The organism is Pseudomonas alvandae (assembly GCF_019141525.1).
GTDB classification, from domain to species: domain Bacteria; phylum Pseudomonadota; class Gammaproteobacteria; order Pseudomonadales; family Pseudomonadaceae; genus Aquipseudomonas; species Aquipseudomonas alvandae.
In genome coordinates, this window is the sequence record NZ_CP077080.1 from 4,190,302 (window position 1) to 4,214,132 (window position 23,831).

General features: G+C 62.6%; 19 protein-coding genes and 1 pseudogene. 12 read left to right on the top strand and 8 right to left on the bottom strand.

Features of this window, described 5'->3' with window-relative positions; translation table 11 throughout:
* Positions 1-3 precede the first annotated feature (3 nt).
* Positions 4-1,083: a hypothetical protein gene (locus KSS97_RS18445; protein WP_225936063.1), complete on the bottom strand. Its 1,080-nt coding sequence runs from the start codon at positions 1,081-1,083 to the stop codon at positions 4-6.
* Between the two features lie 324 nt (positions 1,084-1,407).
* On the opposite strand from KSS97_RS18445, the gene KSS97_RS18450 reads away from it, so the two are divergent.
* The 6 genes from KSS97_RS18450 (at position 1,408) to KSS97_RS18475 (ending at position 8,310) form a co-directional block, all read left to right on the top strand.
* Positions 1,408-2,268: a lipase family alpha/beta hydrolase gene (locus KSS97_RS18450; protein WP_217859857.1), complete on the top strand. Its 861-nt coding sequence runs from the start codon at positions 1,408-1,410 to the stop codon at positions 2,266-2,268.
* 74 nt (positions 2,269-2,342) lie between these two features.
* Complete coding sequence (locus KSS97_RS18455) at positions 2,343-2,624, top strand: peptidylprolyl isomerase (RefSeq protein ID WP_039758565.1); 282 nt, start codon at positions 2,343-2,345, stop codon at positions 2,622-2,624.
* A 129-nt stretch (positions 2,625-2,753) separates the two neighbouring features.
* Positions 2,754-4,622, top strand: coding sequence for an extracellular solute-binding protein (locus tag KSS97_RS18460; RefSeq protein WP_217862064.1), 1,869 nt, complete (start codon positions 2,754-2,756; stop codon positions 4,620-4,622).
* Positions 4,622-5,680: a microcin C ABC transporter permease YejB gene (locus tag KSS97_RS18465; RefSeq protein ID WP_030140550.1), complete on the top strand. Its 1,059-nt coding sequence runs from the start codon at positions 4,622-4,624 to the stop codon at positions 5,678-5,680. The genes KSS97_RS18460 and KSS97_RS18465 overlap by 1 nt, the downstream gene beginning before the upstream one ends.
* Positions 5,680-6,702 carry an ABC transporter permease gene (locus KSS97_RS18470; RefSeq protein WP_198795723.1) on the top strand — a complete coding sequence of 341 codons (1,023 nt, stop codon included), beginning with the start codon at positions 5,680-5,682 and terminating at the stop codon, positions 6,700-6,702. Before KSS97_RS18465 ends, KSS97_RS18470 begins: the two co-directional genes overlap by 1 nt.
* Positions 6,703-6,729: 27 nt before the next feature.
* Positions 6,730-8,310 (top strand): ABC transporter ATP-binding protein, encoded by a 1,581-nt coding sequence (locus tag KSS97_RS18475; RefSeq protein WP_217859858.1) that lies wholly within the window; start codon positions 6,730-6,732, stop codon positions 8,308-8,310.
* Positions 8,311-8,315: 5 nt separating this feature from the next.
* Here the strand turns inward: KSS97_RS18475 and KSS97_RS28790 are convergent, their stop codons facing one another.
* The 3 genes and pseudogenes from KSS97_RS28790 to KSS97_RS18485 form a co-directional block, all read right to left on the bottom strand.
* Complete coding sequence (locus KSS97_RS28790; protein WP_408636577.1) at positions 8,316-8,795, bottom strand: methyl-accepting chemotaxis protein; 480 nt, start codon at positions 8,793-8,795, stop codon at positions 8,316-8,318.
* Positions 8,796-8,870: 75 nt separating this feature from the next.
* Positions 8,871-9,650: pseudogene (locus tag KSS97_RS28795) on the bottom strand (PAS domain-containing protein); the annotation flags it as partial.
* 115 nt (positions 9,651-9,765) lie between these two features.
* Positions 9,766-9,981, bottom strand: a complete 216-nt coding sequence (locus KSS97_RS18485; RefSeq protein ID WP_198795720.1) for a TIGR02450 family Trp-rich protein — start codon at positions 9,979-9,981, stop codon at positions 9,766-9,768.
* Between the two features lie 165 nt (positions 9,982-10,146).
* Here KSS97_RS18485 and KSS97_RS18490 point away from each other — a divergent pair, with 165 nt between their 5' ends.
* From KSS97_RS18490 to KSS97_RS18505, 4 genes are all read left to right on the top strand, one after another.
* A complete protein-coding gene (locus tag KSS97_RS18490; protein ID WP_217859859.1) occupies positions 10,147-11,562 on the top strand; it encodes a sigma-54 interaction domain-containing protein in 1,416 nt (471 codons plus the stop codon).
* Positions 11,563-11,863: 301 nt separating this feature from the next.
* On the top strand, positions 11,864-13,255 hold the full coding sequence (locus KSS97_RS18495; RefSeq protein ID WP_217859860.1) for a GntP family permease: 1,392 nt from the start codon (positions 11,864-11,866) through the stop codon (positions 13,253-13,255).
* Between the two features lie 8 nt (positions 13,256-13,263).
* Positions 13,264-14,040: a 3-hydroxybutyrate dehydrogenase gene (gene hbdH / locus KSS97_RS18500; protein ID WP_217859861.1), complete on the top strand. Its 777-nt coding sequence runs from the start codon at positions 13,264-13,266 to the stop codon at positions 14,038-14,040.
* 196 nt (positions 14,041-14,236) lie between these two features.
* Positions 14,237-16,192, top strand: a complete 1,956-nt coding sequence (locus KSS97_RS18505) for an acetoacetate--CoA ligase (RefSeq protein ID WP_217859862.1) — start codon at positions 14,237-14,239, stop codon at positions 16,190-16,192.
* A gap of 163 nt (positions 16,193-16,355) precedes the next feature.
* On the opposite strand, the gene KSS97_RS18510 is transcribed toward KSS97_RS18505, so the two are convergent.
* A complete protein-coding gene (locus tag KSS97_RS18510) occupies positions 16,356-17,474 on the bottom strand; it encodes a PilT/PilU family type 4a pilus ATPase (RefSeq protein WP_217862066.1) in 1,119 nt (372 codons plus the stop codon).
* A 133-nt stretch (positions 17,475-17,607) separates the two neighbouring features.
* Here KSS97_RS18510 and KSS97_RS18515 point away from each other — a divergent pair, with 133 nt between their 5' ends.
* On the top strand, positions 17,608-20,145 hold the full coding sequence (locus KSS97_RS18515) for a PAS domain-containing hybrid sensor histidine kinase/response regulator family protein (protein ID WP_217859863.1): 2,538 nt from the start codon (positions 17,608-17,610) through the stop codon (positions 20,143-20,145).
* A gap of 48 nt (positions 20,146-20,193) precedes the next feature.
* Positions 20,194-20,469, top strand: coding sequence for a peptidylprolyl isomerase (locus KSS97_RS18520; protein WP_019690952.1), 276 nt, complete (start codon positions 20,194-20,196; stop codon positions 20,467-20,469).
* Between the two features lie 180 nt (positions 20,470-20,649).
* Here KSS97_RS18520 and KSS97_RS18525 read toward each other — a convergent pair whose 3' ends face one another.
* The 3 genes from KSS97_RS18525 to KSS97_RS18535 form a co-directional block, all read right to left on the bottom strand.
* Positions 20,650-21,564, bottom strand: a complete 915-nt coding sequence (locus KSS97_RS18525) for a sugar kinase (RefSeq protein ID WP_217859864.1) — start codon at positions 21,562-21,564, stop codon at positions 20,650-20,652.
* A 153-nt stretch (positions 21,565-21,717) separates the two neighbouring features.
* Positions 21,718-22,935 carry an amino acid deaminase gene (locus tag KSS97_RS18530; RefSeq protein ID WP_217859865.1) on the bottom strand — a complete coding sequence of 406 codons (1,218 nt, stop codon included), beginning with the start codon at positions 22,933-22,935 and terminating at the stop codon, positions 21,718-21,720.
* Positions 22,936-22,965: 30 nt separating this feature from the next.
* Entirely contained in the window at positions 22,966-23,730 is a 765-nt protein-coding gene (locus KSS97_RS18535; protein WP_030141398.1) for an IclR family transcriptional regulator, read from the bottom strand.
* Positions 23,731-23,831 lie beyond the last annotated feature (101 nt).

A 23,831-nucleotide genomic window follows, 5' to 3' on the forward strand; every position in this document is an offset into this window, starting at 1 on the left:
CCCTCATTCGGTGCGGGGCTTGCCGCCGCCAGGCAGCCCGGAACGCACCTGAAGGGTCTCGGTGGCAGACCGCTGGCTGACATCATCCAGGCGCTCTACCTGATAAAAGAAATAGACCGGGCGGTCGAGTTGATCCCGCCAATAAGCGGCGGGCACCTTGAAGACCACCGGCTGGCCTGCCGTCTCCTCGGTAATCAAACAGTCGCGGACGGTGAAATAAATGCCATCGCACTGAAACCAGACCAGTTCCCCCGCCTCCAGTCCAACCCCGTCGATGACCACTGTCGCCGCGTCATCAAGCGCGTCGACATCAAGCCAACCATCATGCGCCTCCAGGATGACCGGCGCCTTCAGCACGGGGCGCACCAGCGGACCTATGTGGATCGACAACGATTCGGCCCGGCGCACCAGGTGCCCTCGCCTGACGACATAGGTCAAGCTCAGCGAATGCCCCAAATGGGGAATGATATTGGCGTGTTCAATCCAGAACGAAACTTCACGGCCCACCGCGTGGGCTTCGATATCGAGTTCATCGCGCCATAACGGCTTCGAATCACGGCTGGCAATGAGAATGATTCGATCGCCTGCCGCCATTCTTGAATAGGGCCGCACAGTGACCAGCGTGCCCTCGGGTACTCGCCCTGGATCGAGACTCCCGCCCACCGCATCGTTGGCGATAGGCGGCAACAAATGCGTCGGTACATCTCCGATCACCAACTGCAAGGGGTCCGAAACCAGCCCGGCGGTCAGTTGCTTGCCGGTTACCCGATACGAAAGTTCCAACGAGCCACCCTCCAACTCGGCGAGGTGAGGTTCGCGCACGACAAACACGACGTCGCGCCCTACCTGCCGTCCCGTGACAAACCGGCGGACTTCATGACGGTATGGCTCGCCATCGTTATTGAGGCCATGCCAACGCAACAGCACTTCATCGCCACAGGCCATCATCGGGTATGGCACGACCGTGACGACAACCTTGCTCCAGGCGGGATTGATCACGCCTCCCTGGGCCCTTGCCAGCACAGGCGCCGGAAGTTTGTGCGGCGAACGCCTTGTTTTGGCAACAGATGATTCAACAGTCATTTCCTGGCTCCAATCCTTGGACAAAGGCACCGCCTGATGTGACGGTGCCGGATTAAGCCATTGAAATTGCTTGTGCCCAGACAGGCAATCAGACAACACGACGCGAAGAGTAGTCTCCAGCAACTGAGGTTGTAGCTTTGAAGTGCGCTCGCTATCAGACGCATCTCTTGGTCCTAGGCATCATCCCGCCTCGCAAGAAACTTCTCGCGTTCTTTATTCCGGTTTCCGCAGCTCGCAGCGGTCTTGTCCTACACCGCCCGCTCATCGCCTCGATTAGAGTGGCGCTGGCAACACAACATGAACCTCTTCGAAAAAGGTATGAACATGCAACGGAATGCAACTACGCGCTTTCCCATCTTATTGGTCCATGGTTTGTTCGGGTTCGAAAAGGTTGGGCAATCCGAACTTTTCCGTGACATCAAAGAAGCCCTACGTACGGCCGGTGCCCGAGTGTTCATCCCGTACGTATCAGTCACGCACTGCAATGAGGCCCGTGGCGAGCAGTTACTGGCGCAGATTGAGCGGGTCCTTGATGGGACCGGTGCCCCCAGGGTCAACCTGATCGGTCACGGCCAAGGCGCGCTGGCCGCCCGCTATGCTGCGGCGATGGCACCGGACATTGTCGCCTCGGTCACTTCGGTCAACGGGCCCAATCAGGGTTCGGAACTGGCGGACTTCCTGCGCAAGGCGTTGACCCCAGGCCGTCTGCCGGAGCAAGTCGCGAGTCGGGTCGCGACGCTTTTTGCCGACTTCATTTCATCGCTCAGCGGCCAGGCAAAGCTCCCGCAACATGCCATCGCGGCACTGGCAGCGCTGACCACCGAAGGCGTGGGCGCGTTCAATGACAAATACCCCCAAGGCCTGCCCCGTAGCTGGGGAGGCAACGGCCCGCAAGAGGTCAACGGCGTGCGCTATTACTCGTGGAGCGGGACGGTGCGAGACACCGCGGATACCGCGCACGGTTTCTGCCAGGCCTTCTCCGAATATTTCATCACCGAGGCTGGGCAGAACGACGGCATCGTCGGGCGCTACAGCTCGCATCTGGGCAAGGTCATTCGCTCCGATTACCCCATGGACCACTTGGACGCGATCAACCAATCGGTCGGCGGCGAACGGTGCAAGGGAACCGATCCGGTGGCGCTCTACCTGAGGCACGCCGAGCGCCTGCGAATCGTCGGGCTTTGACGCATTTTTGACAACAAACCCGTACCAATTCCGGTAGGCTGACCACTTTTAAAGACATTGAAAGGATTTTTCCCATGGCCAAAGCCACTGCCCGCCACATCCTGGTTTCCAGCGAAGACAAGTGCAACGAACTCAAGGCCCAGATCGAAGGTGGCGCCGATTTCGCTGAAGTCGCCAAGGCCAACTCCTCCTGCCCATCCAGCCGCCAGGGCGGCGACCTGGGTTCGTTCGGTCCAGGCCAGATGGTCAAGGAATTTGACACCGTGGTCTTCAGCGCTCCGATCAATGTGGTCCAGGGCCCGGTCAAGACCCAGTTCGGCTATCACCTGCTGGAAGTGACCAGCCGCCAGGACTGATCCCGGTCTATCGACATGACGGCCCGCCTTTTGGTGGGCCGTCATGTTTGGGTCATGCGAGGGGCTGGCGCTCGGCACGTCGCTCGCGTAGAAATCGTGGTCATCGATCACCCGGCGTTAAGGCTGACAATGCGACTGGCGTTCCCCTCTTGGCTGCTCACCGCCGCGCTCCTGCTGACAGGTGCTGCAACGGTGAATGCCACCCCCCAACATGCCCTGACCGTCTATGGCGAACCAGCCAAGTACGCCGAAGGCTTCGGCCACTTTGCCTATGCCAATCCCCAGGCCCCCAAGGGTGGCACGATGCGCCGCTCAGCCATGGAGATCGGCCATTTCGACCATGTACTGCCCTATATCGACAAAGGCATCGGCGTCAGCCAGGTCGATGGCATGCTCTATTCGCCACTGGCCCAGCGCTCGCTGGACGAGCCCTATACCGTCTACGGCCTGGTTGCCGAGAAAATGGAACGCGCCGAGGACGGCCTGTCCCTGCGTTTCTACCTGAATCCCAAAGCACGTTTTGCCGACGGCAAGCCCATCACCGCGCAAGACGTGCGCTACAGCTTCGACCTGCTGATGACCCAGGGCAGCCTGCGCTATCGCACCCAATTCGCCGCCGTCAAAGGTGTCGAGGTGGAGTCGGAACGCACCGTTCGCTTCGACTTCAAGAACAATGAAAGCCGCACCCTGCCTCTGGACATCGCCACCCTGCCGGTTTTCCCCGAGCACTGGTGGAAAACCCGCGACTTCGCCAACGGCGGCGGCTACGAGCCGCCCCTGGGCAGCGGTCCATACCGGGTGAGCAAGGTCGACTCGGGCCGCAGCATCACCTTCGAGCGCAACGCCGACTGGTGGGGCAAGGACCTGCCGGTCAGCCGCGGCCTCTATAATTTCGACCACTTCAGCATCGAGTACTTCGGGGACACCGACGTGGCCCGGCAAGTCCTGCGCGGCGGCGCGTACGACTACAACCGTGAGTTCTCCGCCACCGGCTATTCCATTGGCTACGACAGCCCCGCCCTGCGCGACGGTCGCCTGCAAAAGGCCCACCTCGCCACCGAGGCGCCCCAGCCGGCCCAAGGTTTCGTGTTCAATCTGCAACGACCACAATTCCAGGACCGCCGCGTACGCCAGGCGCTGGCCATGCTCTGGGATTTCGAGTGGAGCAATCGCCAGATGATGCGCAACCTCTACGTGCGTCAACAGAGCTATTTCTCCAACACCGACCTCGCCGCCCGGCAACTGCCCGATGCAGGCGAACTGGCAATTCTGGAACCGTTGCGCGGCAAGGTACCCGAGGAGGTCTTCAACCAGGTCTTCGAGGCGCCGAAAACCGACGGCAGCGGCATCATCCGTGACAAGCAACTGCAAGCCCTGGCACTGCTGGAACAGGCCGGCTGGAAACCTGACGGCGATCGCCTGGTGAATGCCGAAGGCGAGGCCCTGAGCTTCACTTTCCTGGTGACCCAGAACGGTATCGATCGCCTCCTGCTCCCCTATAAGCGGACCCTGGCGCAGATCGGCATCGACATGAACATCCGGCGCATCGACTCGTCCCAGTATGTCAACCGCCTGATGAGCCGCGACTACGACATGATCATCACTGGCTACCCCGTCAGCACTTCGCCGGGCACGGAACTCTACAACTACTTTGGCTCGGCGGCGGCCACCGACCCCGGCGCGAACAACTACATGGTCTTGCAGAACCCCGCCGTGGATGCCCTCATCGACGGCCTGGTCAAGGCCACCACCCAGGGCGATATGCTCCGCCATGCCCATGCGCTGGACCGGGTGCTGCAATGGAATTACTACTGGATTCCCAACTATTACCCACCCGGCAGCTCCACCGTGTGGTGGAATCGCTTCGGCATGCCGAAAGTCCAGGCGAGCAATGACGAAGCCATCGAGAGCTGGTGGGAAGTCAGCACCACGCCGCTGACCAACGAGCAGATGACCGCCGAACGCATCAAGCGCGGCTCGCCTGGAGGGCATCACTGATGTGGACTTACATTGCGCGGCGCCTGCTGCTGATCATTCCCACGCTGGTGATTATCCTGCTGGTGAACTTCGTCATCGTCCAGGCCGCGCCGGGCGGACCGGTGGAACAGGCGATCGCTCACCTGCAGGGCATCGGCGGGGCCGGCGTCGGCAGTTCGGGCGATGCCATGACCGGCAGCTCCCGCGCCAGCCGTGGGCTGGACCCGCAACTGATCAAGGACATCGAGAAACAGTACGGCTTCGACAAACCCGCCCACGAGCGCCTGTGGCTGATGCTCACCAGCTACGCCCGCCTGGACTTCGGCAAGAGCTTTTTCCGCGGCGCCACGGTCACCGACCTGATCCTGGAAAAAATGCCGGTGACGATTTCCCTCGGGCTCTGGGCGACATTGATCACCTACCTGGTGTCGATCCCCCTGGGCATTCGCAAAGCGGTGCACCACGGTTCGGCCTTCGATGTGTGGAGCAGCACCGCGATCATCATCGGCTACGCCATGCCGGCGTTCCTGTTCGCGATGTTCCTGATCGTGGTGTTCGCCGGCGGCACTTCGCTCAACTGGTTCCCGGTGCGCGGCCTGGTCTCGGACAACTTTGAATCCCTGTCGACCCTGGGCAAGATCGCCGATTACTTCTGGCACCTGGTGCTGCCGGTCACGTCGTTGGTGATCGGCGGCTTCGCCACCCTGACGATCCTGACCAAGAACTCGTTCCTCAACGAAATCACCCGGCAATACGTAGTCACCGCGCGGGCCAAGGGCATGAGCGAACGCCGGGTGCTGTACGGCCACGTGTTCCGCAACGCGATGCTGCTGGTGGTGTCGGGCATTCCCCAGGCATTCATCAGCGTGTTCTTTGCCGGCTCGTTGCTGATCGAGGTGATCTTCTCCCTCGACGGCCTGGGCCGCATGAGCTATGAAGCCGCCGTGTCCCGGGACTATCCGGTGGTGTTCGGCTCGCTGTTCATCTTTACGCTGTTCGGCCTGCTGATCAAACTCATCGGCGACCTCTGCTACACCCTGGTGGACCCGCGCATCGACTTCGCCGCGAGGAACGCCTGATGTTCAAGCTTTCCCCCTTGGGCCGCCGCCGGTTCGAGCGCTTCAAGAAGAACCGTCGCGGCTGGTGGTCGCTGTGGTTGTTCATCGGTCTGTTCATCCTGACGTTGGGCGGTGAACTGATCGCCAACGACAAACCCCTGGTGGTGAGCTACCAGGACTCGCTGTACTTCCCGGTGTTCAAGCGCCACACCGAACAGGAGTTTGGCGGCCAGTTGCCGTTCCAGGCCGACTATCGCAGCAGTTATGTCCAGGACCTGATTCACAAGGGCGGCGGCTGGCTGCTGTTTCCGCCCATCCCGTTCAGCGATGACACGCCCAACTACGACCTCAACCAACCGGCGCCAAGCCCTCCGTCGAGCGTCAACTGGCTGGGCACCGACGACCAGGCGCGGGACGTCCTGGCGCGGGTCATCTTCGGCGCGCGGGTGTCGATCCTGTTTGCCCTGGCCTTGACCGCCATCAGCGCGTTGATCGGCATCGCCGCCGGGGCCTTGCAAGGTTATTACGGCGGCTGGGTGGACCTGCTTGGGCAACGCCTGCTGGAAGTCTGGTCCGGGCTGCCGGTGCTCTACCTGCTGATCATCCTGTCCGGTTTCGTCGAGCCGAATTTCTGGTGGCTGCTGGGGATCATGGCGCTGTTTTCCTGGCTGGCCCTGGTGGACGTGGTACGTGCCGAGTTCCTGCGCGGGCGCAACCTCGAATACGTCAAGGCCGCCAGGGCTTTGGGCTTGTCAGACCGTAAAGTCATCGTTCGGCATATCCTGCCCAACGCGATGAACGCCACCCTGAGCTACCTGCCCTTTATTCTCACCGGGGCGATCTCCACCCTGACGGCCCTGGATTTCCTCGGATTCGGCATGCCGGCCGGCAGCGCATCCCTGGGTGAGCTGATCGCCCAGGGCAAGCAGAACCTGCAAGCACCGTGGCTGGGACTGACGGCGTTTTTCACGTTGGCGCTGATTCTTTCCCTGCTGGTGTTTATCGGTGAAGCGTTGCGAGACGCGTTTGACCCTCGGTCTTGACCCACGATCATGAAGCGGAACCTTGAGATGAGCGACAACCTGATCGAAATTCGCGACCTGAGCGTGGCCTTCAACGACCAGACGGTGGTGCGCAACCTGTGCCTGGACATTCGCCCCGGCGAGTGCCTGGCACTGGTGGGCGAGTCGGGTTCCGGCAAGTCGGTCACGGCGCATTCGATCCTGCAACTGCTGCCGGAAACCGGCACGCGCACCACCGGCAGCATTCGCTATCGCGGCGAGGAACTGGTGGGTGCCGAGGCCAAGACTTTGCGCGAACTGCGCGGCAACCGGATCGCCATGATCTTCCAGGAGCCGATGACCTCGCTGAACCCGCTGCACAGCGTCGAAAAGCAGATCGGCGAAACCCTGATGCTGCATCGAGGCCTGGGTGGCAAGGCCGCGCGCCAGCGCATCCTGGAACTGCTGGCCCTGGTCGGCATCCAGAAACCCGCCGAACGCCTCAAGGCCTATCCGCATCAGCTTTCCGGCGGCCAGCGCCAACGCGTGATGATCGCCATGGCCCTGGCTTGCGAGCCGGAACTGCTGATCGCCGACGAACCGACCACCGCCCTCGACGTGACCGTGCAGCGCAAGATCCTGCTGCTGCTCAAGTCGCTGCAGCAGCGCCTTGGCATGTCCCTGCTGCTGATCAGCCACGACCTCAACCTGGTACGCAGCATCGCCCAACGGGTGTGCGTGATGAAGGCCGGGGAAATCGTCGAGCAGGCGCCGTGCGAGACGCTGTTCAGCGCACCGAAACACCCCTATAGCTGCGAGTTGCTGCATGCCGAACCGGAAGGCGAAGCCCTGCCCCGGGATGAACGCGAAGAAGTCCTGCAGGTCGAGGACCTGCGGGTCAGCTTCCCCCTCGGCGGTGGGTTGTTCCGGCGCAAGGAATATCTGCGCGCCGTGGACGGCATCAGCCTGAGCATCCAGCGCGGCAAGACCCTGGGCATCGTCGGCGAGTCCGGCTCCGGCAAATCCACGCTCGGCCAGGCGATCCTGCGGCTGATCGAATCCGAAGGCAGCATCCGTTTCCAGGGCCATGCGCTTGATCATCTGTCGCACAAGGAACTGCGGCCCTGGCGCAAACAGATGCAAATCGTTTTCCAGGACCCGTTCGGCAGCCTCAGCCCGCGCATGTCGGTGCAACAGATCATCAGCGAAGGCCTGGAAGTCCATAGCCCCTCCAGCGCCGCGCAGTGCGAAGCGCGGGTGATCCAGGCACTCAAGGAAGTCGGCCTCGATCCACAGAGCCGGCATCGCTATCCCCACGAGTTTTCCGGCGGCCAGCGCCAGCGCATCGCCATCGCCCGGGCGCTGGTACTCAAGCCAGCGTTGATCCTGCTGGACGAACCCACCTCAGCCCTCGACCGCACCGTGCAGAAACAAGTGGTCGCCCTGCTCCGCGACCTTCAGCAAAAGCACGGCCTGACCTACCTGTTCATCAGCCACGACCTAGCGGTGGTGCGCGCCCTGGCCCACGACATGCTCGTGATCAAGGACGGCAAGGTGGTCGAACAAGGCGCCAGCCATGACGTGTTCGACTCACCCCAGCATCCGTATACCAAGGAGTTGTTGGCGGCGGCGCATCCGGGGTCAGCCTGACGCGATCAGGCGTCGCCTCGCTGATCCATGGCGTGGGCAAACTCGCCAATCACCTCGACCACCTGCTGCGCGCCGCGATGGATGTCCAGGATCACCGTGCCTGCCTGGTTCGCCAGCTTCACGCCTTGCTCTGCCTTGAGCGTACTGGATTGCATGCTGGTCACCGCCTGCCTGGCCAGCTCGCGGTTCTTGCCGACCACGTCGGAGATGGCTACGGTGGCCTGGCTGGTGCGGCGCGCAAGGTTGCGCACCTCATCGGCGACCACCGCGAAACCACGCCCCTGCTCCCCGGCCCGAGCTGCTTCGATGGCGGCATTGAGCGCCAGCAGGTTGGTCTGCTCCGCGATCCCGCGGATGGCGTCGACGATGCTGCCGATCTCTTCGGACTGGGCACTCAAGGCGCCAATGCCCAGGGCGACCTGCTGCAGTTCATCGGCAATGCTCTGCACCACCGTTACGGTTTGCTGGACAACCGAGGTGCCCATCTGCGTGTGCTCATCGGTTTTTCGCGATGTTTCGAAGGCCAGTCGCGCCGCTTTTGATTCAGTCTGGCGCTGCTCGACCTCGCGAGTGCTATCGGTGGCGAACTTGACCACGCCATACAAGCGGCCATTGGCGTCGTAGAGCGGGTTGTACGTTGCTTGCAGCCAGACCGTCGCGCCTCGTTTATCGACGCGCTGGAACAGCCCGCTCATGTATTGGCCACGGTTCAGCGCGGCCCAAAAGCCGCGATAGGCTTCGTCCTGCACTTCGTTGGGCTTGCAGAACAGGCGGTGGTGCTGGCCGAGCACGTCTTCGCGTCGATACCCCATGACCTTGAGGAAATTGTCGTTGGCCCGCACTACGGTACCGCCCAGGTCGAACTCGATGACCGCCATGGAACGGTCGATCGCCTGCATGACACTGGACTCGGCCTGGGCGCGCAGCACGCGCTCGTGGCGGTCGCGCACTATCTGGATAACGCTTTGAATGCCTGAGCCCTGACCGCGCACCGCTACATAGCTGGCCTCCACCCAGATCCCATCGCCCTCGCGCCGCCGGTGCAGAAACTGCGCCTCGGCGCTTTCGCCACGCCCCAACTGCTGCCACAACGCTGCGTTTTCCTGGCTGCGGGCGTAGGCAGGTTCGTAGAACATGGAATGATGCTGGCCCACGATCTCGTCGAGAGAATAACCGGTCATTTTCAGAAAAAGCGCACTGGCGCCAAGCACCTCGCCCGTTGCGCTGAACTCGACCATCGCCATGGCGTCATGGAGCGCCACCCGCTCCGCTTCAAGAATCGCCTGCCTGGCCTGGATGTGTTGCAAAGCGTCCTGATGCTTGCGAGTGCGAATGAACATGGTACCGCTCCCCGAGACGTTGACTGGGCAGCATTAAGCCATCATCCAACAAAACTTGTACAGTTTTATATTTCTGTACAACTCAAAGAGCTTTTCTCTTTACGCAGCTTGGTCATCAGCTCCAGCCCATCTTCCAACGCCTGCTGTCCCGTAGCGCCTGCCAGTCCATAAGCTCGCTGCGGGCGCTGTGAACAGCCTGCAACTCGACCTGGGTCGGTGCTCCCTGATCGTCGCAAAGCAATTGGATGACGAGAAAATGCTTCTCCCGATTGACCGGCTCGCACGCCGTCCACTTGGAAAGCTTGAGCTTCCGAGGATTGAATTTGTTCATGGTCCGTTCGCATTTTTTATGTACAGAGTCGCTCAACTGTACAAGTTTATAGATCACCTCACCACGACGATTCAGAAGGGAGTGTTGATCAACCTTCGTGCCTCGGCATAATGCCGCCAAACGACCGGCTTCCTACCGCAAGCCTGCCTTCCCTGGAAATGGCCGATGAACCCCACCGAAAGCCTCAAGGATTACAAGCGCGTGCGCACGCTGGCGATCCGCTCGTTGTTCGAGATCATCGAGCAGTCCAGTGAAGGCACGGTGATCGTCGACCGTGACGCCAATATCGTCTGGATGAACGAACGCTATGCCCGTCGCTTCGGCCTGAATTCGGCGCAGGAAGCCATCGGCCGGGCATGCGAAAGCGTCATCCCGGGCAGCCTGCTGCGCGAGGTGGTGCGCACCGGGCGGCCGATCCTGCTGGACATGCAGGACACCCCCAAGGAACCGCTGGTGGTGATGCGCCTGCCGATCCATGACAACGCCGGCGCGGTGATCGGCGCCATCGGCTTTGCCCTGTTCGACGAATTGCGCAGCCTGTCGCCGATGCTCAAGCGCTACCTGAGCATGCAGGAAGAGCTGGCCTCCACCCGCTCGCTGCTGCGGGCGCGGCAGACCAAGTACAACTTTGCTCATTTCATTGGCACCAGCAGCGCCGGCCTTGAAGTCAAGCGCCGCGCCCGACGCAGCGCCAGCACCGATTCGCCGGTGCTGCTGCTCGGTGAAACCGGCACCGGCAAGGAGTTGCTGGCCCAGGCGATCCACAGTGCCTCGCCACGTGCGCACAAGGCCTTTGTCAGCATCAATAGCGCCGCGATACCGGAATCGCTGCTGGAGGCCGAATTCTTCGGCACCGCGCCCGGCGCTTTCACCGGTGCCGACCGCAAGGGCCGCGCTGGCAAGCTGCAAATCGCCCAGGGTGGGACGCTGTTCCTCGACGAAATCGGCGATATGCCGCTGCCCTTGCAAAGCAAACTGCTGCGCGTGTTGCAGGAAAAAGAATACGAACCGGTCGGCTCCAACGAGGTGCTGCAAAGCGACGTCCGGGTGATCGCCGCGACATCCACCGACCTGGAAGCCGCGATCAAGCGCGGCGAATTCCGTGCGGATCTGTATTACCGCCTCAATGTATTGCCGATCCAGGTCCCGCCGCTGCGCGAACGCCTGGATGACCTGCCCGCCCTGAGCGAGGCGATCCTCGAAGAACTGCGCAGCCAACACGAACTGCACCGCGACGCCCTCGACCTGCTAGGCCAGCATGCGTGGCCGGGCAACATCCGGGAGTTGCGCAACGTGCTGGAACGCGCGGCGCTGCTCAGTGACGACCTGGTGCTCACCGCCACCGACATTCGCGCGGCCATTGGGACTTTCACTCCGGTCGTGCGGGCGACGATCCCCAGCCTGGAGCCGTTGCCCCAGGAAACCTTCAGCCAGGCCCGGGCCCGATTCGATCGACATCTGATCGAAACCACCCTCGCGCAATGCGATGGGCGGGTAATCGAGGCTGCCGAGCGATTGGGGCTGGGCAGGTCGACGCTGTACAAGAAGATGGTGGCGTTGGGGATTGCAGAGTCTCAATAAAGAGACTCAATTCTCTATAAATAGACTTCTAATTTGGAGCGCTTTGCGCTCATCGCGAGCAAGCTCGCTCCCACAGGAATTGGCGTTCTTCCTGATACCGAGATCACCTGTGGGAGCGAGCTTGCCCGCGATGAGATCAGCAATCCCAATAAAAATCTCAAAACAGAGACAAAGTTCTCAAGCTCTCCTCACAATTCTCAATAAATCCCTTATATTTCAGCCACTTAATCATCTGGCACAAAACTCGCTATAGCCCTCCCCACGCATCACCCCACAAAAATAACAATCCAGGAGACACACCATGAGTGTGATCATTGCCTTGGCAGCCCTCACGCTGCTGATGGTTGCCGCCTACCGTGGCTACAGCGTTATCCTCTTCGCCCCCATCGCCGCCCTCGGCGCGGTCCTGCTCACCGATCCGTCCGCCGTCGCCCCTGCATTCACCGGGGTGTTCATGGAAAAAATGGTCGGGTTCATCAAGTTGTACTTCCCGGTGTTCCTGCTCGGCGCGGTGTTCGGCAAACTCATCGAGTTGTCTGGTTTCTCCCGCTCGATCGTTGCGGCGGCGATTCGCCTCCTGGGCACGCGCCAGGCCATGTTGGTGATCGTGCTGGTCTGCGCACTGCTCACTTATGGCGGCGTGTCGCTGTTCGTCGTGGTGTTCGCGGTGTACCCGTTCGCGGCGGAGATGTTCCGCCAGAGCAATATCCCCAAGCGGTTGATCCCGGCCACCATCGCCCTCGGCGCCTTCTCGTTCACCATGGACGCTTTGCCCGGCACGCCGCAGATCCAGAACATCATCCCGAGTACCTTCTTCAACACCACCGCCTGGGCGGCACCGTGGCTGGGGGTGATCGGTACGCTGTTCGTGTTCAGCATCGGCATGCTGTTCTTGCAGCGCCAGCGCAACAAGGCCCTGCGCCTGGGCGAAGGCTACGGCACCGAGCTGCGCAACGAGCCGGAGACCGCCGAAGACATCAAGCTGCCCAATCCCTGGATCGCCGTCTCGCCGCTGCTGGCGGTGGGGATCATGAACCTGCTGTTCACCCAGTGGATTCCCCAGTGGTACGGCAAGACCCATAGCCTGGCGTTGCCGGGCATGGCGGCACCGGTGACCAGCGACGTCGCCAAGCTCACCGCGATCTGGGCCGTGCAAGCGGCCTTGCTGGTGGGCATCGTCATGGTGCTGCTGTTCGGTTTCCGGGCCATTCGCAGCAAACTCGCCGAAGGCAGCAAGAGCGCGGTGGGCGGTGCGTTGCTCGCGGCGATGAACACCGCCTCGGAATACGGTTTCGGTGCGGTGATCGCCTCCTTGCCGGGCTTCCTGGTACTGGCCGACTGGCTCAAGAGCATCCCTAATCCGCTGGTCAACGAAGCCGTGACCGTGACGCTGCTGGCGGGCATTACCGGCTCCGCGTCGGGTGGCATGAGCATCGCCCTGGCGGCGATGTCGCAAACCTTCATCAACGCTGCCAATGCCGCCAACATCCCGCTGGAAGTGCTGCACCGGGTGGCCGCCATGGCCAGCGGCGGCATGGACACCCTGCCCCACAACGGCGCGGTGATCACCTTGCTGGCGGTGACCGGGCTGACCCACCGCGAAGCCTACAAAGACATTTTCTGCATTACGCTGATCAAGACCCTCGCGGTGTTCTTCGTGATCGGTGTGTTCTACGCCACTGGCATTGTGTGAGGTTCCCTATGACAACCACTCTTGCGGGCAAGACCGCCCTGGTCACCGGCTCCACCAGCGGCATCGGCCTGGGCATCGCCCTGAGCCTGGCCAAGGCCGGCGCCAACCTGATCCTCAACGGCTTTGGCGATGCATCGGCGGTCATCGCCGAAGTCGCGCAACACGGTGTAAAAGTTGGCCATCATCCGGCCGACGTCAGCGACCCGGCGCAGATCGCCGACATGTTCGCCTACGCCGAGCGCGAATTTGGCGGCGTCGACATTTTGGTGAACAACGCCGGCATCCAGCATGTGGCCGCCGTGGAGGATTTTCCGGTGGAGCGCTGGGATTCGATCATCGCCATCAACCTGTCCTCGGTGTTCCACGCTACCCGCCTGAGCCTGCCGGGCATGCGCGCCAAGGGCTGGGGACGGATCGTCAACATCGCCTCGGTGCACGGCCAGGTCGGTTCCGTGGGCAAGGCGGCGTACGTCGCGGCCAAGCATGGGGTGATCGGCCTGACCAAAGTGGTCGGCCTGGAAACCGCCACCAGCAACGTCACCTGCAACGCGATCTGCCCGGGCTGGGTACTGACGCCGCTGGTGCAGAAGCAGATCGACGACCGCATCGCCACGGGTGTGGACCCGCAACAGGCCCAGCATGATTTGCTGGCCGAGAAGCAGCCGTCCCTGGAGTTCGTCACCCCGCCGCAACTGGGTGAACTGGTGCTGTTCCTCTGCAGCGAAGCCGGGAGCCAGGTGCGCGGCGCGGCGTGGAATATTGATGGCGGGTGGTTGGCTCAATAACCCCCTCCCAATCCCTCTGTGGCGAGGGGATTTATCCCCGCTGGGCTGCGAAGCGGCCCCGATTGCCGACAGCTCAATCTGCCTGGCGCAACGCATACTCTGTTTTGGGCCGCTTCGCGGCCAGCGGGGATAAATCCCCTCGCCACAAGATTGGGTCGCTCTATAGTTTGTGTATACATAAGACAAGAGGCAAACCATGTCCGACATCCTCTGGCAACCCAGCCCCGAACGCATCGCCCAGTCGCGAATGGACGCCTTTCGCCGGTTCGTCAACGAACGGTACTTGCTGCAACTCAACGACTACCCAACCCTGCACGCCTGGAGCATCGAGCAGCGCGAAGCCTTCTGGCAGGCCATCGTCGACTTCTTCGAGATTCGCTTCCAGCAAGCGCCTAGTGCGGTGCTCGAAGAAGGTCCGCAAATGCCCAGCGCCCGCTGGTTTCCTGGGGCGACGCTGAATTTTGCCGAACACCTGCTGCGCCGCCGCGACAGTGCCGTGGCGGTGGTAGCCGTCAGTGAAAACGGCGACAAAGAGCAGCTGACCTGGGCCGATCTCGCCGCCCATGTCGCCGGCCTGCAACAGAGCCTGAAAGCCGCCGGCGTGACCCAGGGCGATCGGGTCGCCGCCTGCATGCCCAACACCTGGCAAACGTTGGTGGGCATGCTCGCCACCACCAGCCTGGGCGCCATCTGGTCGTGCTCGTCGCCGGACTTCGGCACCCAGGGCGTAATCGACCGGTTCGGCCAGATCGAACCCAAGGTGCTGATCACCTGCGCCGGTTATCGCTACGCCGGCAAAACCATCGACCAGCGGCCCAAGGTCAACGAAATCCTCGAACGACTACCGTCGCTGCGACAATTGATCGTGCTGCCCTACGCCCAGCCCGATGCCCGCGTCGAAGACTTCAAGACCCCGGCCCGCGTGGCGCTGTGGAACGGTTTCTACCAACGGGGCGGCGAGCCGGTGTTCACACCCGTGCCGTTCGATCACCCGCTGTATATCCTGTATTCCAGTGGCACCACCGGCGTGCCGAAGTGCATCGTCCACGGCACCGGCGGCGTGCTGCTGCAACATGCCAAGGAACACGGTTTGCACGTGGACCTGGGCCCCGAAGACCGGCTGTTTTACTACACCACTTGCGGCTGGATGATGTGGAACTGGCTGGTGTCGGCGCTGGCCATGGGCAGCGCGGTGGTGCTGTATGACGGCTCGCCGTTCCACCCCGGCCCCGAACGCCTGCTCGACCTGATCGACCGGCAACACGTCAGCGTGTTCGGCACCAGCCCCAAATACCTGGCCGCCCTGGAAAGCCAGGGCATCAAGCCACGCCAGACCCACGACCTGGGCAGCCTCAGGACCATCCTGTCCACCGGCTCGGCCTTGGCGCCCCACAGTTACGATTATGTCTACCGCGACTTCAAGGCCGACGTGTGCCTGGCCTCGATGTCCGGCGGCACCGACATCGTGTCGTGCTTCGTCAACGGCAACCCGCTGGCCCCCGTGCGCCGGGGCGAAATGCAGGGGAAGAGCCTGGGTATGGCGGTGCAGGTCTGGAACGAGGCCGGCGAAGCGGTGGTGGGCGAAAAAGGCGAACTGGTCTGCACCCGGCATTTCCCGGCGATGCCCATCGGGCTGTGGAACGATCCCCACCAGGAAAAGCTTCACGCCTCCTACTTCAGCCAGTTCCCCGGCGTCTGGGCCCAAGGGGACTACGCCGAAGAACTACCCCACGGCGGCCTGCTGATCCACGGACGCTCCGACGCGGTGCTCAACCCTGGTGGCGTGCGCATCGGTACGGCGGAAATCTATCGGCAGGTGGAAAAAGTCGCAGAGGTCCTCGACAGCGTCGCCATCGGCCAGCAATGGCAAGGGGATGTGCGGGTGGTGCTGTTCGTGCGCCTGCGCGAAGGCGTGGCGCTGGATGACGAACTGGAGCAGAAGATTCGCCAGGTCATCCGCGCCAACACCACACCGCGTCATGTGCCAGCGAAGATCCTCGCGGTCAGCGATATTCCGCGGACCATCAGCGGCAAGGTGGTGGAGCTGGCAGTGCGCAACGTGGTGCATGGCGAGGCGGTAAAAAACACCGATGCACTGGCTAACCCCGAGGCGTTGGAGCAGTTTCGTGGGCGGGTGGAGCTTGCGAGCTGATCGCACATTCCAAGTATGTGGCGAGGGGATTTATCCCCGCTGGGCTGCGAAGCAGCCCTAAAACCTGACAATGCGATGTTAAGGGTTGATTGAGGCCGCTTGATTTGGGACTGCTCCGCAGTCCAGCGGGGATAAATCCCCTCGCCACAGTGGGGCCCGACGATCAGTCCATAAGCCCCCATTCCCCGCCCGCAGGCGGCTCAGCCGGTGGCGCCGCCCCCGACTCCGCATGCAACTTCAGGCGCAAGCGCAAATTGTTCGCCGAATCGGCATTTTTCAACGCCTCTTCTTCATCGATCGCCCCTTCCACCACCAGGTTGAACAACGCCTGGTCAAACGTCTGCATCCCCAGCTCTTCGGATTTCTCCATGATGCCCTTGAGCTCACCCAGCTCGTTGCGCCGGATCAGGTCGGCCACCGTGGGCGAACCGAGCATGACTTCCACCGCCGCCCGCCGCTGGCCGGTGCGGGTGCGTACCAGGCGCTGGGAGACAAAGGCCTTGAGGTTGTTGCCCAGGTCGTGAAGCAGTTGCGCCCGGCGTTCCTCCGGAAAAAAATTGATCACCCGGTCCAGGGCCTGGTTGGCATTGTGGGCATGCAAGGTGGAGATCACCAGATGGCCGGTGTCGGCGAAGGCCAGGGCATGTTCCATGGTTTCACGGTCGCGAATTTCGCCGATCAGCAGCACATCCGGCGCCTGGCGCAAGGTGTTCTTGAGGGCGGCGTGGAAGCTGCGGGTATCCACGCCCACTTCCCGCTGGTTGACGATGGATTTCTTGTGCCGGTGAATATATTCCACCGGGTCCTCGATGGTGATGATGTGGCCGCTGCTGTTGCGGTTGCGGTAATCGATCAGCGCCGCCAGCGACGTCGATTTGCCCGAACCCGTGGCGCCGACGAACAGCATCAACCCTTGCTTGTGCATGATGGTCTCAAGCAGCACCTTGGGCAGTTTCAGGTCTTCGAAGCGCGGAATGTCCAGCTTGACGTTACGTATGACCATGGACACGTCATTGCGCTGCTTGAAGATGTTGACGCGGAACCGTCCGACGCCGGCCAGGGAAATCGCCAGGTTCATTTCCAGTTCCCGATCGAACTCAAGGCGCTGTTCGGCGTCCATCAATGACTCGGCAAGCCCGGCGATGTCGCCGACCTTGAACGCCTGGTTGCTCAGCGGCTTGAGCACACCTTCGAAACGCGCGCAGGGCGGCGCGCCGGTGGACATATAGAGGTCGGAGCCGTCCTGGCTTGCCAGGATTCGTAACAAAGGATCAATTTCCATGGCCATAAAAACATCCGCGAACTTCAATGGACACGCTGACCCGAGCCAGAAAAACTTCAGATCAACCCGCGCTTAACTTCTTCAGAGGATAGTAGAAGCCGCAGCATCGACATGACATCCAGGGACTCCCGTGATGAACGCAATACCCGCCAGCAGCGACACACAGCAGTTGATCGCCCGCCTGGACTGGACCACCAGCCCGCTGGGCGCCAGCGAAACCTGGCCCCAGAGCCTGCGCACCGCCGTGGACATCGTGCTCCATTCGCCCATGCCGATGGCGGTGCTGTGGGGGCCGCAGCTGATCCATCTGTACAACGACGCCTACGCCCGCCTGGTCGGCGACAAGCACCCCAGGGCGTTCGGCCTGCCCACCCACACGGCCTGGCCGGAGCTACGGGGCGAAACCGAAAGGATTTATCACGGCGTGTTGCAAGGCCGCATGCGCACCTGCCGCGACCAGCGCTGGCGCATGCCGTTTGGCGGCCGCCTCTGTGATGTCTGGCTGGACCTGACCTACAGCCCCGTGCACGACGAACGTGGCAGCGTGGCCGGCATCCTGGTCACCGCCATCGAGACCAGCGAACGGCGACGCCTGGCCCAGGAATTCGAACGGCGCTCCGAAGCCAGCCTCAAGGCCCAGCAGGAAAGCGAAGAACGCCTGCAACTGGCCCTGGCGGCCACCGATGCGCTGGGCACCTGGGATTGGGACATCAGCGAGGATCGCTTCATTGCCGACGCGCATTTCGCCCTGCTCCATGGCGTCGACCCGAACCTGTCGCGCCAGTTGCCCATCAGCGCCTATCTCGAAGGCGTCCACCCCGAAGACCGCGCGATGGTCGCGCGCAGCATCAAGCATTGCATCACCCATGGCACCGAATACGCCGAGGAGTATCGCCTGCTGCAGCCCAACGGCGAGTTGCGCTGGGTATTCGTGCGCGGGCGCTGCTACAAGGACCGCCATGGCCGGCCCAAGCGCTTTCTCGGCGCGGCCCTGGACCTGACCGAGCGCAAACGCACCGAACATGCGCTACGCCAGAGCCAGACCGAGCTGCAACTGATCATCAACGCGATGCCGATACTCATCAGTTATGTCGACCGCGAAGAACGTTTCCGGCTGAACAACAGTGCCTACCTGAACTGGTATGGCCTGACCCCGCAGGAGCTTTACGGCAAGACCGTTCGCGAAGTCATCGGCGAGGAAGCCTACGCCGCCCGCGCCGTACAGATCGCCGACGCCCTGGCAGGCAAGCCGTGCAGCTTCACCGCTGAGTCGGCCCACCGCGACGGGCGGCCGCGTCATGCGCTGATCAACTACCTGCCGCGCCGGGGCGGTGACGGGTCGGTGAATGGCTTCTACATCTTTGTAATCGACGAGACCGAGCGCAAGAAAACCGAGGAAGCCCTGCGCAACCTCAACGAAACGCTGGAGGAGCGGGTAATCGCCCGCACCCAGCAACTCGCCGAGGCCAACCACCGCTTGCAAAGCGAGATGTTCGAGCGCGAGCGGGCCGAGGAAGCGCTGCGCCATGCGCAGAAAATGGAAGCGGTGGGCCAGCTCACCGGCGGCATCGCCCATGACTTCAACAACATGCTCACCGGCATCCTCGGCAGCCTCGACCTGATGCAACGCTACATCGCCGCCGGTCGTGCCGCCGAGATCGGTCGTTTTACCGAAGCGGCGATTTCCTCGGCCAACCGCGCCGCCGCCCTCACCCATCGCTTGCTGGCCTTCTCCCGACGCCAGTCGCTGGATCGCAAGCCACTGGATGCCAACACGCTGGTGCGCTCGCTCGAAGACCTGCTGAGCCGCACCACCGGCGACCACATCGTGCTACGGCTACAATTGGCCGGCGAGCTATGGCCCGTGAGCACCGACGCCAGCCAGTTGGAAAACGCCCTGCTCAACCTGGTCATCAATGCCCGGGACGCAATGCCCGATGGTGGCGAGCTGACCATCGAAACCGCCAACGTCTACCTCGACGGCAGCGATATCAGCACGCTGGAGCCGGTAAAGGCCGGCGACTACGTGATGATCGCGGTGCGCGACAACGGCAGCGGCATGACCCCCGCCGTGCTGGCAAAAGCCTTCGATCCATTCTTCACCACCAAGCCCATCGGCCAGGGCACCGGTCTCGGGTTGTCGATGATTTATGGCTTTGCCCAGCAGTCCGGCGGCCACCTGAGCCTGGACAGCGTGCCGGGCCAAGGCACCCGGGTGCAGTTGTACCTGCCGCGCTTGCATGTCACGCCGGCGGAGCAGCCTACAGAACCGTCAGTCACCGACGCACCGGCGGCCATCGCCGGAGAAACCGTGTTGCTGGTGGAAGACGAACCGGCGGTGCGCATGCTGGTGCTCGACCTGCTCGCCACCCTGGGCTATACCGCTCTCGAAGCCGAGGACGCCAAGCGGGCCCTGGTATTGCTGGAGTCCGGGCAACGCATCGACTTGCTGGTGACCGACGTCGGCCTGCCGGGCATGAACGGCCGCCAACTGGCGGAGATTGCCCGTCAGCACCGGCCCGATCTGAAAGTGCTGTTCATGACCGGTTACGCGCAGAAGGCCACCGAGCGCCAAGGGTTCCTTGACCAGGGCATGGACATGGTCGCCAAGCCGTTCACCCTTGATCTGCTGGCGAACAAGATTCGAACGATGATCAACCATGACCACTGACTTGAGGCATAATCGCCGCCCTTTCGCCCCGTTCAGGTCTGTGCCGCAATGAAAGCCCAAGCCCGCCATATCCTGGTGAAAACCGCCGAAGAAGCCGAACAGCTCAAGCAACGCATCGCCAAGGGCGAGGCCTTCGACGTGTTGGCGAAGAAATACTCCACGTGCCCCTCCGGCAAGCGCGGCGGCGACCTGGGTGAAGTGCGCCCCGGACAAATGGTCGGCGCCATCGACGCGGTGATCTTCAAGAAACCGCTGCGGGTGGTGCATGGGCCGATCAAGAGCAAGTTCGGGTATCACCTGGTTCAGGTGTTCTACCGGGATTGAGGGATGCCGGCCCCGAAGCGGCTCCTGTGGCGAGGGGATTTATCCCCGCTGGGCTGCGCAGCAGCCCCAAGTTCGGCAGCTCGGTGTGCCAGGAAGATTGCGTCCACTGTTTTAGGGCTGCTTCGCAGCCCAGCGGGGATAAATCCTCTCGCCACAAAGACAGCACTTCCAAAAATGTCGCTACTTGGGTATCAACGCCCCCGGCACCTGAATCACCCGACTCGCCAGCCAATGCCCCGCCTCGGCCGCCTCCGCCGGGCTACCGCCCAGTAAACGACTCGCCAGGTAGGCGGCGCTGAACGAGTCTCCCGCCGCTGTCGTATCCACCACGCGCTCAACCCGTTGAGCTGGCACCTCATAGAACTGTCCATCACAACGGATCAGGCAGGTCTCGGCGCCACGCTTGAGCACCACCTCCGGCGTACCGAGTTGCCCATAGGCCGCGAACACCGCCTCGCTGTCGGCATGACCGAACAGCGCCAGTTCGTCCTCCACGGTCAGCAACGCCAGCTCGACGTGGGGCAACACGCTGCGGTAAGCCGCCCGGGCGGTCTCGACCGAAGCCCAGAGCCGTGGCCGGTAGTTGTTGTCGAACACCACCTGGGCACCGCGTCGCCGCGCCTCGATCAAGGTTTCGATGAGTTTGCGCCGGCCCTGCTCGCCAATCACCGCCAGGGTGATACCGCTGAAATACAGCACGTCATAGTCCGGCAAGGCTTCCAGGATCGGCGCGGCGGCCGGCGTGGTGAAGCACTCGCGCACCGCGGCCTCGTTGCGCCAGTACAGAAAACGCCGCTCGCCGGCCGCGTCGGTCTGGATGCAGTACAGGCCCGGCAGGCGTCCGGGCAAACGCTGGACCCTGTCCAGGCCGATGTTTTCTTCGGCCCATCTGCGGCACATGGCGTCGCTGAAAGAGTCGTCGCCCAGGGCGGTGACGTAATCCACCACGCCCTTCTCGCCCAACGCGCGGGACAGATACACCGCGGTGTTCAGGGTGTCGCCACCGAAGCTCTGCACCAGACTGCCGTCGGCGCGGTGTTGCAGTTCGATCATGCATTCGCCGATCAGGGCGATGCGGGGTTTAGTGTTGCTCATGGGTAATCCTGATATTCAGCGGTGTTCTACAGGCCGTCTTCGCGAGCAAGCCCGCTCCCACATTTGAACCGTTGTGAACACGGCGTTTGTGTCCACTAAAGATCCCCTGTGGGAGCGGGCTTGCTCGCGAAGAGCTCAACTCGGTCTCAAGCCTTAGAAACAAGTCTCCATAAGCTCAACCACCCGCAACCCCTCATCCACCAGGCACCCCACCCGCCACTTGTCGAACGTCAGGCACGGGTGGGAAGTCCCAAACGCAATGATGTCCCCCACCCGCAGCTCGACCCCCGGCGCCACCGTCATGAACGCATGCTGGTCCATCACCGCCGTCACCTTGCAAGCGCTGACATCGTCACCCGTCACCAAATCAGCCTCTGGTTTGTAGCGCTTGAGCGGCACCGGCAGCCCGGCGTCATAGGCGACGTCGCGCTTGCCCAGGGCGATCACCGCGAAGCCCGGCTCCGGCATCGACTGCACGTGGGCCCAGACTTCCAGGGCCGGGCGCAGGCCTTCGTGCAAGTCGCTGCGCCGTTCCAGTACGCAGCACTGGGCTTCCTTGTAGATGCCATGGTCGTGGGCCACATAACTGCCGGGACGCAGCACGCTGAGGAAACGCCCTTGGGCATTCCGGGCTTCGAAGGATTCGGCAATCAGGTCGTACCAGGCCGAACCCGAGGCGGTGATGATCGGCTTGGCGATGGCGAATGCGCCGCTGTCCTGCAACTGCATGGCCAGCCCCACCAGCGATGCGGCGAATTGGCGAATGCCGCTGATGGCGTGATCGCCGTGAATCACCCCTTCGTAGCCTTCGATGCCGGTCAAGGCCAGCGCCGGTTGTGCACCGATGGCCTCGGCCAACGCCAGCACCTCGGCTTCGCTCCGACACCCGCAACGACCGCCGACGACGCCGTACTCGATCATCACATTGAGCCGCACGCCGCGAGAGGCGAAATAAGCGCCCAGGTCAGCGACATTGTCCGGATGATCGACCATGCAATGGAATTCGAACGCCGGGTCGGCCAGCAGATCGGCAATCAATGCCATGTTGGGTTTGCCGACCAATTGATTGGCCATCAGCACCCGCCGCACGCCATGGGCGTAAGCAGCACGGGTCTGCACTGCCGTGGCGACGGTCAGGCCCCAGGCGCCGGCTTCGAGCTGGCGGCGGAACAGCGCCGGGGTCATGCTGGTCTTGCCGTGGGGCGCCAGCTCGGCGCCGCTGTCACTGACGAATTTCTGCATCCAGCGAATGTTGTGCTCCAGCGCCTCGCGGTGCAGCACCAGTGCCGGCAGGCTGACGTCCCGCAACAGATGAGCGCCCACGGCAGCGGCGCCCTTCTCGACGTACGCGTTATCGATGGCAGAAGACATGTTCGAACTCCTCACACAGCCATGGGCTGGCTATTCGTTGATGCGACGGGCCAGGTTGTTGGCGCTTTCGATCAGCACCCGGCGGTAGTCGGCGTAATTGTTCTTGGCGTCAGCCCTCGGGGCGACGATGCACAGGGTCGCGATGGCAACGCCGCTGGGGTCTTTGACCGGTGCGGCGAAGCAGTGGGTGAAGGTGTCGGCGACGCTGTCGAAGGAGAAGAATCCATCGACGCCAGCCTGGCGGATTTCCTTGAGGAATTGCTCCAGGGGCAAGCGCTCGCCGTCCGGCAGGATGAAATCGTCAGGGTCGATCAGGTCGATGATCTGCTGGTCGCTCAAATGCGCCAGCAACAGGCGCCCGGAGGCCGTCCAGGGGATGGGCGCGTTCTCACCGATGTCCGAGGAAATGCGGAAATGCCGCTCGCCTTCCTTCATCAGCGCGACCGTGTATTTGCGCCCGTTGAGCAGGCACATCTGCGCCGTTTCCCGGGTCTGCCGGACGATGTCCTGCAAGGCCTGGTCAGCCTCGCGACTCAGGTCGAAATGCCGCAGGTGGGCCTGGCCGAGAAAATACAACTGGCGCCCCAGGTAGACATGGCCGTCCTTGCCCACCGGCTCGAGGATGCGCCGCTCCAGCAGCGACGCCACCAGTTCATAGACCGTGGACTTGGGGCTGCCGATGCCGCTGGCGATGTCGTTCGGGCGCAGCGGCTGGCCGATTTCCTTGAGGAAATCGAGGATATCGAACGCCCGATCCAATCCCCGGGCCCGGCGTTTGATGGTGTCTTCGGTCATGTCTTGGATTCCCATTCAATTGGCCGCGAGTGTACGCAGACTGCAAGCTGGCCACAGCTCATTGTGGCGAGGGGATTTATCCCCGCTGGGTGGCGAAGCCG

What these genes read in the sequence shown, in the direction of transcription:
- KSS97_RS18510 (WP_217862066.1), bottom strand. Translation starts at nt 17,474, where the DNA reads ATGGAAATTGATCCTTTGTTACGAATCCTGGCAAGCCAGGACGGCTCC.
- KSS97_RS18450 (WP_217859857.1), top strand. Translation starts at nt 1,408, where the DNA reads ATGCAACGGAATGCAACTACGCGCTTTCCCATCTTATTGGTCCATGGT.
- KSS97_RS18490 (WP_217859859.1), top strand. Translation starts at nt 10,147, where the DNA reads ATGAACCCCACCGAAAGCCTCAAGGATTACAAGCGCGTGCGCACGCTG.
- KSS97_RS18505 (WP_217859862.1), top strand. Translation starts at nt 14,237, where the DNA reads ATGTCCGACATCCTCTGGCAACCCAGCCCCGAACGCATCGCCCAGTCG.
- KSS97_RS18445 (WP_225936063.1), bottom strand. Translation starts at nt 1,083, where the DNA reads ATGACTGTTGAATCATCTGTTGCCAAAACAAGGCGTTCGCCGCACAAA.
- KSS97_RS18520 (WP_019690952.1), top strand. Translation starts at nt 20,194, where the DNA reads ATGAAAGCCCAAGCCCGCCATATCCTGGTGAAAACCGCCGAAGAAGCC.
- KSS97_RS18475 (WP_217859858.1), top strand. Translation starts at nt 6,730, where the DNA reads ATGAGCGACAACCTGATCGAAATTCGCGACCTGAGCGTGGCCTTCAAC.
- KSS97_RS28790 (WP_408636577.1), bottom strand. Translation starts at nt 8,795, where the DNA reads ATGGGCACCTCGGTTGTCCAGCAAACCGTAACGGTGGTGCAGAGCATT.
- KSS97_RS18530 (WP_217859865.1), bottom strand. Translation starts at nt 22,935, where the DNA reads ATGTCTTCTGCCATCGATAACGCGTACGTCGAGAAGGGCGCCGCTGCC.
- KSS97_RS18495 (WP_217859860.1), top strand. Translation starts at nt 11,864, where the DNA reads ATGAGTGTGATCATTGCCTTGGCAGCCCTCACGCTGCTGATGGTTGCC.
- KSS97_RS18485 (WP_198795720.1), bottom strand. Translation starts at nt 9,981, where the DNA reads ATGAACAAATTCAATCCTCGGAAGCTCAAGCTTTCCAAGTGGACGGCG.
- KSS97_RS18465 (WP_030140550.1), top strand. Translation starts at nt 4,622, where the DNA reads ATGTGGACTTACATTGCGCGGCGCCTGCTGCTGATCATTCCCACGCTG.
- KSS97_RS18525 (WP_217859864.1), bottom strand. Translation starts at nt 21,564, where the DNA reads ATGAGCAACACTAAACCCCGCATCGCCCTGATCGGCGAATGCATGATC.
- KSS97_RS18515 (WP_217859863.1), top strand. Translation starts at nt 17,608, where the DNA reads ATGAACGCAATACCCGCCAGCAGCGACACACAGCAGTTGATCGCCCGC.
- KSS97_RS18460 (WP_217862064.1), top strand. Translation starts at nt 2,754, where the DNA reads ATGCGACTGGCGTTCCCCTCTTGGCTGCTCACCGCCGCGCTCCTGCTG.
- KSS97_RS18455 (WP_039758565.1), top strand. Translation starts at nt 2,343, where the DNA reads ATGGCCAAAGCCACTGCCCGCCACATCCTGGTTTCCAGCGAAGACAAG.
- KSS97_RS18535 (WP_030141398.1), bottom strand. Translation starts at nt 23,730, where the DNA reads ATGACCGAAGACACCATCAAACGCCGGGCCCGGGGATTGGATCGGGCG.
- hbdH (WP_217859861.1), top strand. Translation starts at nt 13,264, where the DNA reads ATGACAACCACTCTTGCGGGCAAGACCGCCCTGGTCACCGGCTCCACC.
- KSS97_RS18470 (WP_198795723.1), top strand. Translation starts at nt 5,680, where the DNA reads ATGTTCAAGCTTTCCCCCTTGGGCCGCCGCCGGTTCGAGCGCTTCAAG.